We start from the raw sequence: 17,381 nt of genomic DNA, 5'->3' as shown, positions 1-17,381 counted from the left end.
GACGCTCCCGGGGGCGCCGCAGGTCACAGGAGAGGGCGACCCCATCCTTGAGGCGACATTTCCGGGCATTCACTCGGACCTGTTGCCACCGGGCTGACCTGGGGTGATGCTGGAGGCAAACGACTCCGAGGTGCCCGACGTGACCGCTGCGTTCGCCCAGCAACGCCTGGCCCGCCTTGAGGCCCTGGCCGCCGAGCTGTCCGGCCGAGGGCTGGTGGGACGCATTGTCGGGGCCACCGCTCCCGTGCTCTGGGTGTGGCATCCGGGCAGCGGGAGACAGACGATCGTCTTCGCCAGCCCGGCCAGGGAGGGCTGGCTCTTCCTGTGGTCGCCAGACGGCCAGGAGAGCGCGGAGGCCCCCGGCCACGTGGCCGAGCTGGTGCGGAAGCTGCTGGACCGCGCCTCCTGACCGCACGCCCCGAGAGAGCTCCGGCGCCTTTCCACCGGTCGCGGTCTCGGACCGCGGTCGCACTCTCGGAACGCGGTCGCGGTCTCGGACCGGCCGGCGCAACCTTTCAGCACGACCGGACGGCGCACCCCTCCGACACAGCCCTTCGACACAGCCGGACGGCGCAGCCCTTCAGCGGAGCCGTGCGGGGACGTCGGACACCCCGCACACGGCCCGCCAGACGTCCTTGGCGGCGATGCCGTCGGCCAGCGCCTGGTTCACCGTCCGGCCGCCGAGGTCGGCGATCACGTAGTCACGGGCCCACGACTCGGCGTAAGAGTCGCCGAAGTGTAGTTTCATCCGGTTCCAGAACTCCGACAGGCGCATCCCCCAAGTGTGGCCCCTCCCGGCCGCGCCCATGACCGCCGGTTCCTCCTCCGGGGCGCCGGCCAGTCCCGCCCGGGGCCTCAGATGACGCGGAAGCCGTACATCTCGCCGAGCGGGTCGGCGAGCAGCTCCAGGCGGGCTCCGTCGGGGTCCCTGAAGTAGATCGACGCGCCGCTCTCGATCCGGTGCGGCACACCCTCCGCCTCCAGCTTGCCCCGCAGCCGCTCCCAGGTCGACGGGTCCACCGAGATGGCGATGTGGTGGAGCCCGCCGAGGACCTCCTTGTAGGGGCCGAGGTCCAGGCCCGGGAAGTCGAAGAAGGCCAGCAGGTTGCCGTTGCCGACGTCGAAGAAGAAGTGGCTCGACCCCCGGTGGTCACGGTTTTCGAAGATCTCCGTGAGGGGGAACTCCAGGAGGTCCTGATAGAACGCGATCGTCGCCTCGACGTCGGAGGAGATCAGCGCGAAGTGGTGCAGACCCCTCGCGCTGCTCGGTGGACGGTGCTCCCGCAGACGTTCCGCCTTGATCCGCTCACGCGCCGTCTCCACGGCCGGCTGGTCGATGCTCATCGCTGGCTCACCGCTCAATGCGTCGGATGCTCGTCTGGTCTCTATCTCCGTGACGGGACGCGGTGAACCTTCCCCAGCCGTCACGCCATGGTGGCGAGGATCTCCTCCACGATCTCCATGGACGTGCCGGGATGCAGGAACGCGAACCTGGCGACGGTCTCGCCCTCCCAGCCGGTCGGCGTGACGAAGCCGATCTGCCCGGCGAGCAGCCGCTCGGACCACTCGTAGTAGTCCCGGGCCGTCCAGCCGGTGCGCCGGAACAGCACGGCCGACAGCTCGGGCTCCCGGATCAGCTCCAGGTGCCCGGAGCCGTCGATCAGCGCGGCGGTCTCGCGGGCGAGCGTCAGCCCCTTCTCGATCGCCTCGGTGTAGGCGTCGGTGCCGTTGACCGCGAGGGAGAACCAGAGCGGCAGGCCACGGGCGCGCCGGGTCAGGTGGTAGGCGTAGTCGGTGGGATTCCACTCGTCGCCCTCGGCGTGCAGGACGTCGAGATAGGAGGCGTCCTGGGTGTGCACGGCGCGGGCCAGGCGAGGGTCGCGGTAGAGCAGGGCCGCGCAGTCGAAGGGCGCGAACAGCCACTTGTGCGGGTCGACGACGAAGGAGTCGGCGTGCTCGATGCCCGCGTAGCGGTGACGGATCGAGGGGGCGAACAGCCCGGCGCCGCCGTACGCGCCGTCCACGTGGAACCAGAGGCCGCGCTCGCGGGCGACCTCGGCGATCCCGGCGAGGTCGTCGATGATGCCCGCGTTGGTGGTGCCCGAGGTGGCGACCACCGCGACCACGGTGGAGGGGTCGGGGTCGGCCGCCAGCGCCGCGCGCAGGGCCTCGCCGGTGAGGCGGTGGTCGGAGGAGGGCACGACGAGGGCGTCCACGTCGATGATGCGCAGGGTGTTGGAGATCGAGGAGTGCGCCTGGTCGCTGACCGCGACGCGCAGGCGGCCCTCCGGACGCGCGCGCCGGGCGGTGTCGCGGGCCACGACGAGTGCGGACAGGTTGCCCGCCGAGCCGCCGGAGACGAAGCAGCCGCCCGCGCCGACCGGCATCCCCGCCCTGTCGGCGAGCAGGCGGAGCACCTGGTTCTCCGCGGCGATCGCGCCGGAGGCCTCCAGCCAGGAGATGCCCTGCAGCGAGGCACAGGAGACGACCATGTCGAACAGCAGGGCGGCCTTGGTCGGCGCGGCCGGGACGAACGACAGGAACCGGGGGCTGTCGGCGGAGATGACCGCCGGGGCCAGCTGGGTCGCGTAGACGTCCAGGACCTTCTCCGGGTCGGTGCCCCCGGGGGTGATGAGTCCGGCCAGGGCGGCGTCGAGCTTGTCCTTCACGCCGGGGTTGTCGAGGGGGACGGGATCAAGGGCGAGCCGCTCCCGCATGTAGGAGAAGACCAGATCCGTCAGGCGCTCGTCGTAGCTGTGCACCCGAGAATTATGCGGACAAAACAGCTAAAACGGGTAATGGATGCCTAAGATCACTTAACACCACTTTTCCCCCATTCGTGCGGCTACGTCCCGGCGGCCGGTTCTGTCGGTGGGGCGATGCACTATGGAGCGATGACCGGATCAGCGCTCGACCACTTCAGCCCCGTGACCAGGGAGTGGTTCGCAGGAGCCTTCGCCGCGCCCACCGCCGCCCAGGAGGGGGCGTGGTCCTCGATCGCCCGGGGGGACAACACGCTTGTGGTCGCGCCCACCGGGTCCGGCAAGACGCTGGCCGCGTTCCTGTGGTCGCTCGACCGGCTGGCCACCGAGCGGATGGCCCCGGCCGCCGGTGGCGGGCCCGCCGCCCCGGCCTCCGGTGGCACCCCGGGCACCGCGGGCGGGCGCGGGCGGGCGGGCAAGGACGGCGGCCCGGCCCGGCTGTGCCGGGTGCTCTACGTGTCACCGCTCAAAGCCCTGGCCGTGGACGTCGAGCGCAACCTCCGGGCACCGCTGGCCGGGATGCGGCAGACCGCGCGGCGGCTCGGGCTCACCGTGCCGGAGATCTCGGTGGCGATCCGGTCGGGCGACACCTCGCCGGAGGAGCGGCGCCGTTTCGCGGCCAAGCCGTCGGACATCCTCATCACGACCCCCGAGTCGCTGTTCCTGCTGCTGACGAGCCAGGCCCGCGAGGCGCTGCGGGGTGTGGAGACGGTCATCGTCGACGAGGTGCACGCCGTGGCGGCCACCAAGCGCGGCGCCCACCTGGCCCTCAGCCTGGAGCGGCTCGACGCCCTGCTGCCCCACCCCGCGCAGCGCGTCGGCCTGTCGGCGACGGTGCGGCCGGTCAGCGAGGTGGCCGCCTTCCTCGGCGGCCCCCGCCCGGCGGCGGTGGTTCAGCCGCCCTCGGAGAAGGTGATCGAGGTCGAGGTGGTCGTCCCTGTCGAGGACATGACGGAGCTCGACGGCGCCCCGCGCCCGGCCCGCTCCGGCGACGACGACCAGTGGCTGATCGAGCCCCCGGCCCGGCGCTCCATCTGGCCGCACGTGGAGGAACGGCTGTTCGACCTGATCGGTGGTCACCGCTCGACGATCGTGTTCGCCAACTCCCGGCGGCTGGCCGAGCGGCTGTGCACCCGCCTCAACGAGCTGGCGTGGGAGCGGGAGGCGGGCGGGGCCGGGGCCGCGCAGCCGGCGGAGCCGGCGCACTGGGCCGAGGGGTTCCCCTCGCCGCCGGCGTCCCTGTCCACCCCGGCAGCGATGATGGCGCAGGCCGGCGCCTCCAAGGGCGCGGTCCCGGAGATCGTGCGGGCCCACCACGGATCGGTGTCGAAGGAGGAGCGCTCCCAGATCGAGGAGGCGCTCAAGTCCGGGCGGCTGCCCGCCGTGGTCGCGACCTCCAGCCTGGAGCTCGGCATCGACATGGGCTCGGTGGACCTGGTCGCCTGCGTGGAGTCGCCGCCGAGCGTGGCCAGCGGCCTGCAGCGGATCGGCCGGGCCGGGCACCAGGTGGGGGCCGTCTCGCGCGGCGTGATCTTCCCCAAATACCGCGGCGACCTGGTGCAGACGGCCGTGGTGGCCGAGCGGATGAAGAGCGGGGAGATCGAGGAGCTCCGCTACCCGCGCAACCCGCTCGACGTGCTCGCCCAGCAGATCGTGGCGATGACCGCGCTGGAGGAGTGGACGGTCGACGAGCTGGAGACCGTCGTACGGCGCGCCGCGCCGTACCGGACCCTGCCCCGCAGCGCGCTGGAGGCGACGCTCGACATGCTCGCCGGGCGCTACCCGAGCGAGGAGTTCGCCGAGCTGCGCCCGCGCATCGTCTGGGACCGGGTCACCGGCGTCCTGCAGGGCCGGCCCGGCACCCAGCGGCTGGCCGTGACCAACGGCGGCACGATCCCCGACCGCGGGCTGTTCGGCGTGTTCCTGGTCGGGGAGCGGGCCTCGCGGGTGGGCGAGCTCGACGAGGAGATGGTCTACGAGTCCCGGGCCGGCGACGTGTTCGTGCTGGGCGCGACCTCCTGGCGGATCGAGGACATCACGGCCGACCGGGTGCTGGTCTCCCCCGCGCCCGGACAGCCGGGCAAGCTGCCGTTCTGGCACGGTGACAGCGCGGGGCGCCCGGCGGAGCTGGGCCGGGCGATCGGCGCGTTCCTGCGCGAGATGTCCGGCGCGGACGCCGGCTCCGGCGCCACGGAGCGGATCAGGGCGGCGGGGCTCGACGGGTCCGCCACGGCCAACCTGCTGTCCTATCTGGCCGAGCAGCGGGAGGCCACCGGATACGTGCCCGACGACCGGACGCTGGTGGCCGAGCGCTTCCACGACGAGCTGGGCGACTGGCGGGTCGTGGTGCACTCGCCGTACGGGGCGCGGATCCACGCGCCGTGGGCCCTGGCGATCGGGCGGCGGCTGCGGGAGCGCTACGGCGTCGACGTCCAGGCCGTGCACTCCGACGACGGGATCGTGCTGCGCATCCCCGACACGCTCTCCGGCCCCCCGACGGATGTCGCGATCTTCGACGCGGAGGAGATCGAGCAGATCGTCACCGAGGAGCTCGGCGGCTCGGCGCTGTTCGCCGCGCGGTTCCGGGAGTGCGCGGGACGGTCGCTGCTGCTGCCGCGCCGCACACCCGGCAGGCGCACCCCGCTGTGGCAGCAGCGGCAGCGGGCCTCGCACCTGCTCAACGTGGCAGGCCGCTACGGCTCGTTCCCGGTGGTGCTGGAGACGATGCGCGAGTGCCTGCAGGACGTCTTCGACGTGCCGGGACTGGTCCGGCTCATGCGGGACATCTCGGCGCGGCGCGTGCGGCTGGTGGAGGTCGAGACCTCCCAGGCGTCGCCGTTCGCGGCGTCCCTGCTGTTCAACTACGTCGGCGCGTTCATGTACGAGGGGGACGCCCCCCTGGCCGAGCGCCGCGCCCAGGCGCTCGCGCTCGACACCAACCTGCTGGCCGAGCTGCTGGGCCAGGCCGACCTGCGCGAGCTGCTCGACCCGGAGGTGATCGCCGAGACCGAGCGCGAGCTGGCCCGGCTGGACCGGCCGCTGCGCGACGCCGAGGACCTGGCCGACCTGCTCCGCGCCCAGGGTCCCCTGGTCGAGGCCGACGTGAGCCTGCGCGGAGGTGACCCGGCCTGGCTGACCGGCCTGGAGAGCTCCCGGCGGGCGATCAGGGTGCGGGTGGCCGGGCAGGAGCAGTGGGCGGCGATCGAGGACGCCGCCCGGCTGCGCGACGCGCTCGGCGTGCCGCTCCCGGTGGGGGTGCCGCACGCCTTCCTGGAGCCGGTGGACGACCCGCTGGGCGACCTGGTCGCCAGGCACGCCCGCACGCGGACCCCGTTCTCGGCGGGCACGGCCGCCGCCAGGTTCGGCCTCGGCCCCGCGGTCGTCACCGACGCCCTGCGCCGCCTGGCCGCCGCGGGCCGGGTGGTGAGCGGGGAGTTCAGGCCGGGCGGCCGGGGCGAGGAGTGGTGCGACTCCGGGGTGCTGCGGATGCTGCGCCGCAGGTCCCTGGCCAGGCTCCGCAAGGAGGTGGAGCCGGTCTCCGCCGAGACGCTGGCCGCCTTCGCCCCCGCCTGGCACGGCATCACCGGCGCCCCGCAGCGGGGCAGGCCGCCGATCGACGCGCTGGTGAGCGCGGTCGAGCAGTTGCAGGGCGCGGCGGTGCCCGCCTCGGCGCTGGAGACCCTGATCCTGCCCTCCCGGGTGCCCGGATACGACCCGTCGCTGCTGGATGAGCTGACCTCCTCCGGCGAGGTCGTCTGGGCCGGGCAGGGCTCGCTGCCGGGCGGGGACGGCTGGGTGGCGCTGTATTTCGCCGACACCGCCCCCCTGCTGATGCCCGAGCCGTCCGAGATCACCATGACCCCGCTGCACGAGGCCGTCCTGTCGGTCCTCGGCGGCGGGGGCGCGCTGTTCTTCCGCGACCTGGCGGGCCGGGTCGGCGCGCTGACGGCCGGCGCGGTCCCGGACGACATGGTGCTGGCGGCGGCGGTGTGGGACCTGGTGTGGGCCGGGCGGGTCACCGGTGACACGCTCGCGCCGCTGCGGGCCACCCTCGGCACCGGCCGTCCCGCCCACCGGCCGGCCACGACGCGCAGGCGGCGGCCGGTGCTGCCCACCCGGAGCGGGCCGCCGACCGTGGGCGGGCGCTGGTGGCTGCTGCCCGCTACGGCGGGCGAGCCGACCCGGCGGGCGCAGGCCCAGGCCGAGGTGCTGCTGGAGCGGCACGGCGTGGTGACCCGGGGCGCGGTCGCCGCCGAGCGGCTGCCCGGCGGGTTCGCCGCCGTCTACCAGGTGCTCCGCGCCTTCGAGGAGAGCGGCCGGTGCCGCCGGGGCTACTTCGTCGAGGGGCTGGGCGGCGCCCAGTTCGCCCTCCCCGGAGCCGTCGACCGCATGCGCGCCGCCTCGGCGCCGCCCGCGCCGTCCGTGCCCGACCCGTGGAGCACCCGCAGGCCGGACGGCAACGGCCGGCGGGCGGTGGTGCTGGCGGCGGCCGACCCGGCCAACCCCTACGGCGCGGCCCTGCCGTGGCCCGGCCGTCCCGGGGAGGCGTCCCACAAGCCGGGCCGGAAGGCGGGCTCGCTGGTGGTGCTCGTCGACGGGCACCTGGTGCTCTACGTCGAGCGCGGCGGCAAGACCCTGCTGTCCTTCTCCGACGACGACCGCCTCCAGCCCGCCGTGGACGCCCTGGCGCTGGCCGTACGCGACGGCGCCCTCGGCAAGCTGACCGTGGAACGCGCGGACGGCGCCGCCATCAACGACTCCCCGCTGGGCGCCGCGCTGGAGGCCGCCGGTTTCCACCCGACCCCCCGGGGCCTGCGCCTGCGGGCCTAGGTGTCCATTGAGGATCTTGGCCTGGGCCGCCGGGCCTCGCGTCGTCCGGCGCGAGGCCGGACCGCGCGTGGGCTCCTAGCCGAGCTTGCCGAGGGCTCGGGCGAGGATGGTGGCGGTGTCGGCGATGACCTTGTTGTCGTTGGGGGCGTCGGCGGCGCGGTGGGTGGTGTAGATGGCCATGATCAGCGGGGAGGCGGACTCGGAGGTCCGGATGACGGCGATGTCGTTCGTGGATCCGTAGTTCGTGGAGGAGCCGGTCTTGTCGCCGATGATCCAGGTCTTGGGCAGTCCGGCGCGGATGCGCTCGTCGCCGGTCTTGTTCGCGCGCAGCCATGCGTTCAGCCGCGCCCGGTCCCTGGTGTCGAGCGCGTTGCCGGAGGTGACTTCCCGCAGGTTCCGGGCCATGGCGGCGGGGGTGGTGGTGTCCCGCTTCTCCTTGGGGTTCCAGTCGTTGAGCTCGGTCTCCCAGCGGTCCAGACGGGAGATCGGGTCCTTCAGCGTGCGGAGGTACTTCGTCAGTCCCGCCGGCCCGCCGATCTGCTTCAGCAGCATGTTGCCCGCGGTGTTGTCGCTGAGGGTGATGGCGGCCTCGCACAGTTGGGCGACGGTCATCCCGTCCTCCACGTGCCTCTCGGTCATCGGCGAGTTCGCCTTCACCTCACTGGCCTTCCAGTGGACGACCCGGTCCATCAGCCCCGGGTCGGAGGTGCGGGCCTTCTGCAGCACCGCGGCGGCCGCCAGCGCCTTGAAGGTGGAGAGCATCGGGAAGCGCTCGCCGGACCGGTAGGCGACCATCCTGCCGGTGGCCGTGTCGAGGGCGTAGGCGCCGATGCGGCTCCCGGAGGAGGCTTCCAGCGCGCGCAGCCGCCGGCGCGCGTCCGCCTGGTGGGACGGCTCCCGCAGGTCGTCGAGGACGGCCTGCCCGCTCCCCGCCCCGGCCGGGGCCGTCGCGGCCTGCGGGACCGCCTGGCTGTCGGCCGAGGCGGCGTCCACGCCACAGGCGGTGCCACCCACCAGGATGGAGATCGCCAGCCCGGTCGCCTTCAGGCTCGCGGGGAGGCGGCGGGCGTCAAGGTGTCGCATTCCGTGTCCTTGCTCTTGATCAGCAGATGGACGGAGCCAATCAGACAGGATTGACTGATGTCCAATATCGATATAAGTAAAGTATCGATATTGACTTGCGTATCAATGCAGCTCACGTCGTCCCTGGCGGGCCTCGCCGCAGAGACCGCGGACGCTCACCGGGGCCGCGGGCGGTCAGGGCCCTGCCCCCTACGGCTACCGCCACGGGCTCGGGCCGGCGGTATGCGCGAGAGCCCTGTGTGTGCGCCCCTCACTCCCTCATCGGGACCGGAGGGCCGGCTCATCCACTGACGGCCAGCGCTTCATCGGGGACGGCCTGTGAGATCTTGCGGCGAGTGCCGAGCATGACGAGCAGCGAAGCCGCTATCAGCGCCGCACCGAACCAGAAGGCGCTCCTGACCCCGAAATGATCGGCGAACAGTCCGCCGAAAAGCGCTCCGAGCGCGATGGACGTGTTGTATCCCAAGGTGTTGAGTGACATGGCGGCCTCGAAGGTGTCGGGCGCGGCAGCCAGCGTCATGTTGACCTGGCACAGGTTCATGGCGCCGAAGGAAACCCCCCAGAGGGCCACCGAGACGATCAGACCGACCTGCCCGTGACCGATCGTGAGCAGCAACAGCAAGGACACCACGAGCCCCGCGCAGGCGACGACGGAACTGGCCCGCAGATTCTTGGTCACGGTGTATCCGGCGATGAAGTTCCCGGCCGCGCCCCCGACGCCATAGATCACCAGCAGCGCGGTGACGAAGGCGGGCGTGGCGGATGAGTTGTTCTCCGCGAAGGGCCGTATGAACGTGTACGCCCCGAAGTGGCCGAGCACGTACAGCGCGACGGCAAAGATCACCAGACGTAGCCGCACGTTTCTGAGCGGGAGCCCGAAGACCTCCCGGACCGAGACCGCGTTCTCCGACGGCAGTGACGGGATCACGGCGGCGACCGCGAGGAACACCAGCACGCTGAGGCCGCTCCAGATGAGGAACGTGGTCCGCCAGCCGGCGAGGCTCTCCAGGAATGTTCCCAACGGCATGCCCACCACCGTGGCGATCGAGATGCCGGACAGCGCGACCGCGGCCGCCCTGCTCGCGTGGCGTTCCGGGACCAGGCGCATCGCCATGCTCACGCCTATGGCCCAGAACACCCCGTTGGCGAATCCCATGATGAGCCGCGTTGTCAGGACCAGCGGAAAGTTCGGCGAGATGGCGGTGATCAGGTTTCCCAGGGCCAATATCGCCAGTAGCGCGGACAGCAGCACGCGCCGGTTGACGCGCCTGGTCCAGGCCACGATGAACGGGACGCCCAACCCGGCCGAGATGCCGTACAGAGTGACCATCAGCCCGGCGACCCCCACCGATATCCCCAGGTTCACGCTTACCGGGGTAAGCAGGCCGACGGGCATCAGCTCAGTGGTGACGAAGACGAACAGACTCGCTGTGATGATAGAGACACCCAGCCACGACCTCAGGGCCGAGTGCGGGTGTTCATCGTGTGCAGCCATTTCTTCTCTCTGTTTTCTCAGGTTTCGGACTTACGGACAGCCGGATGAACCGCGGTGTTTCAGGCCGCATTCATCGAGCTCTGTGCGCGGATGCGCAACGGCCTCGGAGGAGCCGTGGGTGATGACGTCGGATTCCGTCGCCACCGGCGGCCGGCCGACGGCGATGACGTCCGATATCTCTTCGCCGGACACCGATGGGCCCGCTCGGGGGTCGCCCAGGTGTCGTCGTGAGCGCCCCCACCGTCCACGGTGGATCCGTGCCGGGTGCCGCGGGGTCGTCGCTGTCAGGGGGTCACAGGGTGGAGCTCTCGCGGCTTGACCGGTCGGGGTTGCGCGAGCAGCACGGCACCGATGATCACCACGATCCCGGCCAGCTGCGGAATCGACAACGCCTGCTGAAGGAACAGATATCCGAGGAGGGCCGCGACGATCGGGCTGCCCAGGGTGAGGACCGAATCCTGTCCCCGATGAGCAGCGCCGCCAGGACCAGCACGAGCATCGGCTGCACCGCCATGATCATTCCCGCGACACCACCCGGCAGGCGATAGGCCGCGACGAACAGCAGGAAGTTGAACGCGCCGATGTTGAGCGCCCCGAGCACCAGGACGCGCCACAGCCACATCCCGGTCGGCAGCGTGCGGGCGTAGGCCAGCAGGACCAGGCCCACGGGAAGCACCCGCACGGTGGCGGCCAGCAGGGGACGGTCCGGCGGCAACCACTCCGTCGTCACCAGGTAGGTGCTGCCCCAGATCGCCGGCGCCAGCGCCGTCACACCCGCGGTGAGGAGTTGCCGGTCGCTCTTTATGCCACACCGCCTCCGTGTCGAATCACCGGTCGCCGAAGTCGCCGGCGCCAGGCGACAGCCGGTTAGTTTCCATGGAAGTTACATTATTTTCCATGGAAGGTATAGTCAAACCATGCCTCAGGACATCGACTCCTTCGCCTCGCGCACCGACGCCGACGCGGTCGATCGCATCGTCGGCCAGTGGCGCCGGGAGCGGCCCGACCTCGACCCCAGCCCGATGCATGTGATCGGACGCATCACCCGCCTGCACTGGGCGTTGGACGAGCGGCTGGGCCGGGTCTTCGAGCGCTACGACCTGGGCAGGGGCGAGTTCGACATGCTCGCCACGCTGCGCCGTTCCGGCCCTCCCTTCGAGCTGACCGCCGGCGAGCTGCGCGAGTCGACGATGGTCACCTCGGGAGCGGTGACCAAACGGATCGACCGGCTGGAACGCGCCGGGCTGGTCAGTCGCCGAGCGGCCGAGGACGACGCGCGGGGCCGGCTGATCCGGCTCACCCACCGGGGCCAGGAGCTCATCGACGGAGCGGTCGAGCAGCACGTCCGGAACGAGACGCGACTGCTCGCCGGGCTGACCGCCGACGAGCGGAGCACCCTGACCGATCTGCTGCGCAAGCTGGGCCGGACGTTGCCGGACGAGTAGCGGCCGGCGGTGTCGCCCGACCGACGGGACCACCGCGCCGCCGGGGGGGAGCCCGCGGCCCTGTGACGCGCACGCCCGCCGGCCCGGCCCATGGAGGCCGGGCCGGCGGGCGCGGACGTCACATCTGACCAGGACGGCGGGCGCGGACCCCGTACTACGACCGGGCCGGCGGGCGCGGGCGGTTCACCTCCGTACGGCGGCCGCCTCGACGGCCGGCTCCGCGGCCGGTCCGTGGCGCTGCTGCAGGGTCTGGAAGCCGACCAGGTCGTCCGGGAGCGCGTCCGGCACGTCCACGTCGAACCGCGACAGCGTCCGGGTGCGCATCGCGACCAGCGCGGTGACGGCGATGGCGACCGCGAACAGCACGTACATCAGGCCGACGCCCCGGCCCTCGCCGGTGCCGAGCACGAGGCCGACCGTGCCGGCCAGCGGGCCGCCGGGCAGCAGCAGCGGCTCGAACAGGGCGCTGCCGTACGGCGCGACCAGGCCGAAACCGATGGGCAGCGTGGACCAGGCGATCAGCGTGTTGAGCGCGATGACCCGGCCGTGGAAGCGCTGCGGCACCTTGACCTGGATGATCGTGGCGTAGACCCCGTTGAGCATGGTCAGCCAGAACGACATGCCGAACGCGCCGACCGCGATCACGACCAGGTTCTGCTGGAGGCCGGTGACCAGGCAGAAGACGGCGAGGATCACGGTGGACAGCAGCACGCCGCGCAGTCGCCGCCGGCGCGGACCGCCCCAGACGGTCATGGTCAGCCCGCCGAGGAAGACGCCCAGGCCACCGGCGAAGGAGATCCGGCCGACGTCCTGCAGCGTGGCGAAGCCCAGGACCAGCGGGGAGATGAGCAGGAACAGAGGGGACAGGAAGACGTTCAGCACCGCGAAGAAGAAGAGCATGCCGCGGAAGCCCCGGCTGCCCCAGGAGAACCTCCACCCCTCCACCATCTCGGAGACCAGGGACTCCCTGCGCTTCCAGGCCATCGTCTTCGGGAAGCGGACCAGGAGCAGCACCGCGATCGCGAAGGCGTAGGAGACGACGTCCAGGACCAGGATGCCCTCCAGACCGATCACGGCCATCAGGCCGACCGCGACCAGCGGGACGACGAGCTGGGCGGTGCCGGTCACCATCTGGACGACGCCGTTGGCGTGGCCGAGGAAGCGTTTGGGGACGAGCTGGGGGACGGCCGAGTTGTAGGCCAGGCGCTGGAAGGTGAGCGCGACCGACAGCAGCACCAGCAGCGGGTAGATGTGCCAGACCTCCAGGTTGCCGGTCCACAGCAGGATCCCGAGGGCGAGCTGGGTACCGAACGCGCCGGCGTCTCCGGCGAGCATGACCTTGCGCCGGTCGTAGCGGTCGACGAGGGCGCCCGCGATCGGGGAGACCAGCATGCCGGGGACCAGCGCGAGGACCGAGAACAGGGCGAACCTGGCGAGTGAGCCGGTGGTGACGTAGATCCACAGCGGGACCGCGAACTCGGTCAGCGACGATCCGACGATCGAGACGAGCTGCCCCGCGGCCACCGTGGCGAACCGCTTCATGCTGGGCTCCGGCCCCCGCCCCCCGACCGGGACCGCCCCGCCTCCCGGCCCGGCCCGCCCGGGTCCGGCCTGCTCGGGGACGGCCCGCCCGGGTCCGGCCGGGACAGGCCCGGCCCGCTCGGGGACGTCCGATACGGCCTGCTCGGGGACCTCCGACGCGGCCTGCTCGGGGACGTCCGGGACGGCCGTGGCCCGGCCGGTCGCGCTCTGGTCGGAGACCCCGCCGAGCCACCAGGTGGACCGGTCCGTGCGGCCCAGCGCGGCGGTCTCGCCGGAGGCGATGGCCCGGTGCGTGCCGGTGACGATGGCGGAGAGCTCCTCGGCCCGGTACTTCAGGAAGAAGTGACCGGCCTCGTCCAGGACGACCACGGCGGTGGAGTCGGTGAGGAGATGCCACTCGCGGTAGCGCTCCTGGTAGAACTCGGTGGCCGGATCGCGCTCGCCCGCCACGGAGATGATCGGCGCCCTGAGCGGCTCGACGCCTTCGGCGAACAGGCGGGTGAAGTAGCGCTCGGCCTCCTTGGTGCCCTTGCGGCGGTTGTCGATCATCAGCTTGAGCTGGTCGCGGTCGAGGTCCTCGACGTCGAGACCGGCGGCCTGGAGGGCGTTGGCCCAGACCTGGTCGCTGCGGAGGCGGTCGGTCAGGTTCGACAGCCAGGCCAGCGTCGAGGCGGGCCGGGCGAAGGGGAAGATGCCGCCGAGGTAGATGGCCTCGACCGGCCGGCCCGCCGCCTCCAGACGCCGGGCGATCTCCACGGTCAGCATGACGCCGAGTCCGCAGTGGCCGTACAGCGCCAGCGGCCCCCGGATCCCGTCGAGGATCTCCTCCACGCAGCCCTGCGCGACCTCGGCCACCGGCCGGGTCTCCTCGACCAGGCCCATCTCCTGGCCGGGGACGGCGACCGCGTGCAGCGCCCAGCCCGCGGGCATGGCGTCGGCCAGCGGCTGGTAGATGGCCGCGCTGCCGCCGCCGTACGGCACGCAGACCAGGGTCGAGGTGGCGGTGCGGGCCGGGGTGAGCCGGTGCAGGAGCATGCGTGGGCCGTCGTCACCGGCCTCGACGAGCCGGGCCAGCTCGCGGACGGTCCGGTGCTTGAACAGGTCCAGGATGCTGACCTGGCGCCCGCCTGCGGGAAGAGCTTTCCGCAGGCGGGCGACCACCTGTGCGGCGAGCAGCGAATGTCCGCCCAGGTCGAAGAAGTCGTCCAGCACGCCGACCCGGACCAGGCCGAGCACCTGGGCCCACACCGCCGCGATCGCCTCTTCCACCGGCGTCTCCGGCGGGACGAACCCGGCCTCCTGGTCCGGCCGCTCCTCGTCGGGCTCGGGCAGCCGGGCCCGGTCGACCTTGCCGTGCGACTTCAGCGGCAGTTCGTCCAGCCAGACGAACCGCCCAGGGATCATGTATTCGGGGAGCCGCTCGCCGAGTGCCGCGCGCAGCTCGCTCACGCTGGTCCGCTCTCCGACGAGGTAGCCGATCAGCCGGTCCCCGCGCAGCTCGACGACGGCCTGCGCGACGCCGGGCCGGCCGGTGAGGACCGACTCGATCTCCGACAGCTCCACCCGGTAGCCCCGGACCTTCACCTGGAGGTCACGGCGGCCGAGGAAGCACAGGTCCCCCGAGGGCAGCCAGCGGCCGAGGTCGCCGGTCCGGTACATGCGCGCGCCGGGCCCGCCGTACGGGTCGGGCAGGAACCTGTCGGCCGTCAGGCCGGGCTGCCCGAGGTAGCCCCGGGCGAGCCGGTCGCCGCCGAGGTAGATCTCACCGGTCATGCCGGGCGGGACCAGCCGCAGATGCTCGTCCAGCACGTAGACCCTGGCGCCGGGCAGCGGCCGGCCGATCGGGAGGTTGAGCGCCCGCTCGGCCTCGCCGGTGACGGCGTGGGTGGAGATGCCGACCGTGGCCTCGGTGGGGCCGTAGTGGTTGACCACGGTGGTGTGCGCGCTCAGCTCCCGCGCCCAGCTCCACCTGGACGCCTCGCCGCCGAGGACGAGCAGCTTGCGCGGGAGCAGCTCGGCGGGGTCGGTGACGTCGGGGTCGGACAGCAGCGAGGCGAGGTGGGAGGGGGTCATCTTCAGGTAGTCGGTACGGCCGAGCTGCCCGGCCAGCTCCTCGACCGGCGACTGCGGGTCGGCCAGGTGCAGCTCGCCGCCGGTCATGAGCGACAGGTAGAAGATCGTCACCCCGAAGTCGAACGAGAGCGACTGCAGCAGCGTGTAGACCGCCGCGGGCTCGACCTCGAACCGCTCCCTGACCCCGGCCAGGTAGTTCAGCACCTGCCGGTGCTGCACCCCGACGCCCTTGGGCCGCCCGGTCGTTCCCGAGGTGTAGATCACATACGCCAGGTGGTCCGCCGTGACCGCGGGCGCCTCGAACGCGCTGTCCCGCAGGGCCTCCTCGTCCAGGCAGACGACCGGCGTCCCGGGGACCAGGTCACGGAGGGAGGAGGTGGTGACGACGGCGACGGCTCCGGCGTCGCCGAGCATGTGGGCCAGCCGGTCGCGGGGCTGCTTGGGGTCGAGGGGGACGTAGGAGCCGCCCGCCTTCATGACGCCGATGACGGCCGCCGCCAGGTCGGTGGACTGCTCCAGGAAGACGCCGACCCGGGTGTCGGGGCCGACGCCGTACCGGCTCCTCAGCAGGGCGGCGATCCGGGTGGAGCGGTCGTCGAGCTCGGCGTAGGTGAGGGACTCCTCACCGCAGACCACGGCGGTGGCGCCGGGGGTCAGCGCGGCCTGCGCGGTGACGAGGTCGTGGAGCAGGTCGTGGCCGGCGGGGGCGGGGGCGGTGCTCGACCCGAAACCCAGGACCCGCTCCCGCTCCTCCTCGGAGAGCAGGGACAGCTCCCCGACCCGCGTCCGCGGGTCCGCCACGATCGACCGCAGCAGCGTCTCGAACCGGGACGCCAGCAGCTCCATGCTCTCCGGGTCGAACAGGGCCGTGCTGTAGGTGAGGTTCCCCACCAGCCCGTCGGGGCTCTCGAACAGGTAGAGGCCCAGGTCGAAGCGGGTGGTCCTGGCCGGCAGGGCGAGGTAGGAGACCCGGCCGTCCTCCTCGCCTGCCTTGAAGTTCTGCAGCGCGAACGTGACCTGGACGAGCGGTGACCGGCTCACGTCGCGGACCACGTTCAGCTCGTTGACGAGCCGGTCGAACGGGAGCTCCTGGTGGGCGAACGCGTCCAGCGCGGTCTCGCGGGTGCGCTCCAGGAACACGCTGAACGGCGGGTCGTCGGCCAGGTCCGCGCGGAGCACGAGCGTGTTGACGAACATGCCGACGACGCCGTCCAGCTCCGGCAGGCCACGGCCCGCGACCGGGGAGCCGACCGCGAAGTCCGACTGCCCCGAGTAGCGGGCCAGCAGCACCTGGAAGGCGGCCAGCAGCGTCATGTACGGCGTGGCGCCGGCGGCCTGGCCCAGCTCGGTGAGCCGCCGGGTGAGGTTGGCGTCCAGCCGGACGTCGAGGGCGGCCCCCGCGTGGCCCTGCTCGGCCGGGCGTGGCCGGTCGGTGGGGAGCTCGATGGCCGGCAGGCCGGCGAGCCGGTCCCGCCAGTGGTCGATCTCCCGGCGGTGGTCGCGCCCGCGCTGCCAGAGGGCGTAGTCGCCGTAGCCGACCGGGGCGGGCGGCGGGACCGCGCCGTCGTGCAGGGCGAGTAGCTCACGGATGATCACATCGGTGGACCAGCCGTCGATGACGGCGTGGTGCGCGGCGATGAGAAGCACGTGGTCGTCCGGCGCGAGCCGGACCACCACGGTCCGGAAGAGCGGGCCGTGCTCCAGGTCGAAGGGGGTGGCGAGGTCGGCGTCGAGCAGCTCGATCGCGGCGTCCAGATCGGCCGCCTCGGTGACGCGCAGCTCCGCCGGCCGGGGGTCGTCGACCACGAGTTCGGGGGTGCCGTCCTCGGTGGTGAGGAAGCGCGTCCGCAGGGCCTCGTGGCGCGTGACGATCTCGTCCAGCGCCCGGCGCAGCGCGCCGGCGTCCAGTTCGCCGCGTAGGCGCGCCGCGACGGGGACCGTGTAGGTGGTCGTTCCTGGGCGGTACTGCTCCAGGAACCACAGGCGCTCCTGGGCGTGGGACAGGGGCGGGGCGGTCCCCGGGGCCCGGGCCGTGATGGTCCGGGACTCCTCCCGGCGCCGGAGCCGCTGGGCGAGCAGCGCCCGCTTGGCGTCCGACAGCGCGGTCTCGGTCATCGGGATTCCTTATTCCTTAGGCGTGGAGCCCCCGGG

General features: G+C 72.5%; 9 protein-coding genes and 1 pseudogene. 3 read left to right on the top strand and 7 right to left on the bottom strand.

Annotated elements, in window-relative coordinates; translation table 11 throughout:
- Positions 1 to 106 precede the first annotated feature (106 nt).
- Complete coding sequence (locus tag J2S55_RS02770) at positions 107 to 409, top strand: hypothetical protein (protein ID WP_306857035.1); 303 nt, start codon at positions 107 to 109, stop codon at positions 407 to 409.
- A 171-nt stretch (positions 410 to 580) separates the two neighbouring features.
- Here the strand turns inward: J2S55_RS02770 and J2S55_RS02765 are convergent, their stop codons facing one another.
- The 3 genes from J2S55_RS02765 to J2S55_RS02755 all read right to left on the bottom strand — a co-directional run bounded on the left by J2S55_RS02765 (position 581) and on the right by J2S55_RS02755 (position 2,762).
- Positions 581 to 775, bottom strand: coding sequence for a DUF3046 domain-containing protein (locus J2S55_RS02765; protein WP_306857034.1), 195 nt, complete (start codon positions 773 to 775; stop codon positions 581 to 583).
- Positions 776 to 855: 80 nt separating this feature from the next.
- Entirely contained in the window at positions 856 to 1,344 is a 489-nt protein-coding gene (locus J2S55_RS02760; RefSeq protein ID WP_306857032.1) for a VOC family protein, read from the bottom strand.
- Positions 1,345 to 1,424: 80 nt separating this feature from the next.
- On the bottom strand, positions 1,425 to 2,762 hold the full coding sequence (locus tag J2S55_RS02755; protein WP_306857031.1) for a pyridoxal phosphate-dependent decarboxylase family protein: 1,338 nt from the start codon (positions 2,760 to 2,762) through the stop codon (positions 1,425 to 1,427).
- Between the two features lie 132 nt (positions 2,763 to 2,894).
- Here J2S55_RS02755 and J2S55_RS02750 point away from each other — a divergent pair, with 132 nt between their 5' ends.
- The gene (locus J2S55_RS02750; protein WP_306857030.1) at positions 2,895 to 7,592 is read left to right on the top strand and encodes an ATP-dependent helicase; all 4,698 of its coding nucleotides are present in this window, start codon (positions 2,895 to 2,897) and stop codon (positions 7,590 to 7,592) included.
- A gap of 75 nt (positions 7,593 to 7,667) precedes the next feature.
- Here the strand turns inward: J2S55_RS02750 and bla are convergent, their stop codons facing one another.
- The 3 genes and pseudogenes from bla to J2S55_RS02735 all read right to left on the bottom strand — a co-directional run.
- Positions 7,668 to 8,675, bottom strand: coding sequence for a class A beta-lactamase (gene bla, locus J2S55_RS02745; protein ID WP_306857029.1), 1,008 nt, complete (start codon positions 8,673 to 8,675; stop codon positions 7,668 to 7,670).
- Positions 8,676 to 8,955: 280 nt separating this feature from the next.
- Positions 8,956 to 10,170 (bottom strand): MFS transporter, encoded by a 1,215-nt coding sequence (locus tag J2S55_RS02740; protein WP_306857028.1) that lies wholly within the window; start codon positions 10,168 to 10,170, stop codon positions 8,956 to 8,958.
- Between the two features lie 451 nt (positions 10,171 to 10,621).
- Positions 10,622 to 10,975: pseudogene (locus J2S55_RS02735) on the bottom strand (EamA family transporter); the annotation flags it as partial.
- A gap of 112 nt (positions 10,976 to 11,087) precedes the next feature.
- On the opposite strand from J2S55_RS02735, the gene J2S55_RS02730 reads away from it, so the two are divergent.
- Entirely contained in the window at positions 11,088 to 11,615 is a 528-nt protein-coding gene (locus J2S55_RS02730) for a MarR family winged helix-turn-helix transcriptional regulator (protein ID WP_306857026.1), read from the top strand.
- 183 nt (positions 11,616 to 11,798) lie between these two features.
- On the opposite strand, the gene J2S55_RS02725 is transcribed toward J2S55_RS02730, so the two are convergent.
- Entirely contained in the window at positions 11,799 to 17,345 is a 5,547-nt protein-coding gene (locus tag J2S55_RS02725) for a non-ribosomal peptide synthetase/MFS transporter (protein ID WP_306857025.1), read from the bottom strand.
- Positions 17,346 to 17,381: the final 36 nt, after the last annotated feature.

The organism is Streptosporangium brasiliense (assembly GCF_030811595.1).
Taxonomy (GTDB): domain Bacteria; phylum Actinomycetota; class Actinomycetes; order Streptosporangiales; family Streptosporangiaceae; genus Streptosporangium; species Streptosporangium brasiliense.
The sequence above is the reverse complement of the archived record's forward strand: the minus strand, read 5'-3'. Positions and strand labels throughout refer to the sequence as shown.

Bases quoted from the DNA above. Each gene is read 5' to 3' on its own strand.
- J2S55_RS02770 (WP_306857035.1), top strand. From the start codon at position 107: ATGCTGGAGGCAAACGACTCCGAGGTGCCCGACGTGACCGCTGCGTTC.
- J2S55_RS02765 (WP_306857034.1), bottom strand. From the start codon at position 775: ATGCGCCTGTCGGAGTTCTGGAACCGGATGAAACTACACTTCGGCGAC.
- J2S55_RS02760 (WP_306857032.1), bottom strand. From the start codon at position 1,344: ATGAGCATCGACCAGCCGGCCGTGGAGACGGCGCGTGAGCGGATCAAG.
- J2S55_RS02750 (WP_306857030.1), top strand. From the start codon at position 2,895: ATGACCGGATCAGCGCTCGACCACTTCAGCCCCGTGACCAGGGAGTGG.
- bla (WP_306857029.1), bottom strand. From the start codon at position 8,675: ATGCGACACCTTGACGCCCGCCGCCTCCCCGCGAGCCTGAAGGCGACC.
- J2S55_RS02740 (WP_306857028.1), bottom strand. From the start codon at position 10,170: ATGGCTGCACACGATGAACACCCGCACTCGGCCCTGAGGTCGTGGCTG.
- J2S55_RS02730 (WP_306857026.1), top strand. From the start codon at position 11,088: ATGCCTCAGGACATCGACTCCTTCGCCTCGCGCACCGACGCCGACGCG.
- J2S55_RS02725 (WP_306857025.1), bottom strand. From the start codon at position 17,345: ATGACCGAGACCGCGCTGTCGGACGCCAAGCGGGCGCTGCTCGCCCAG.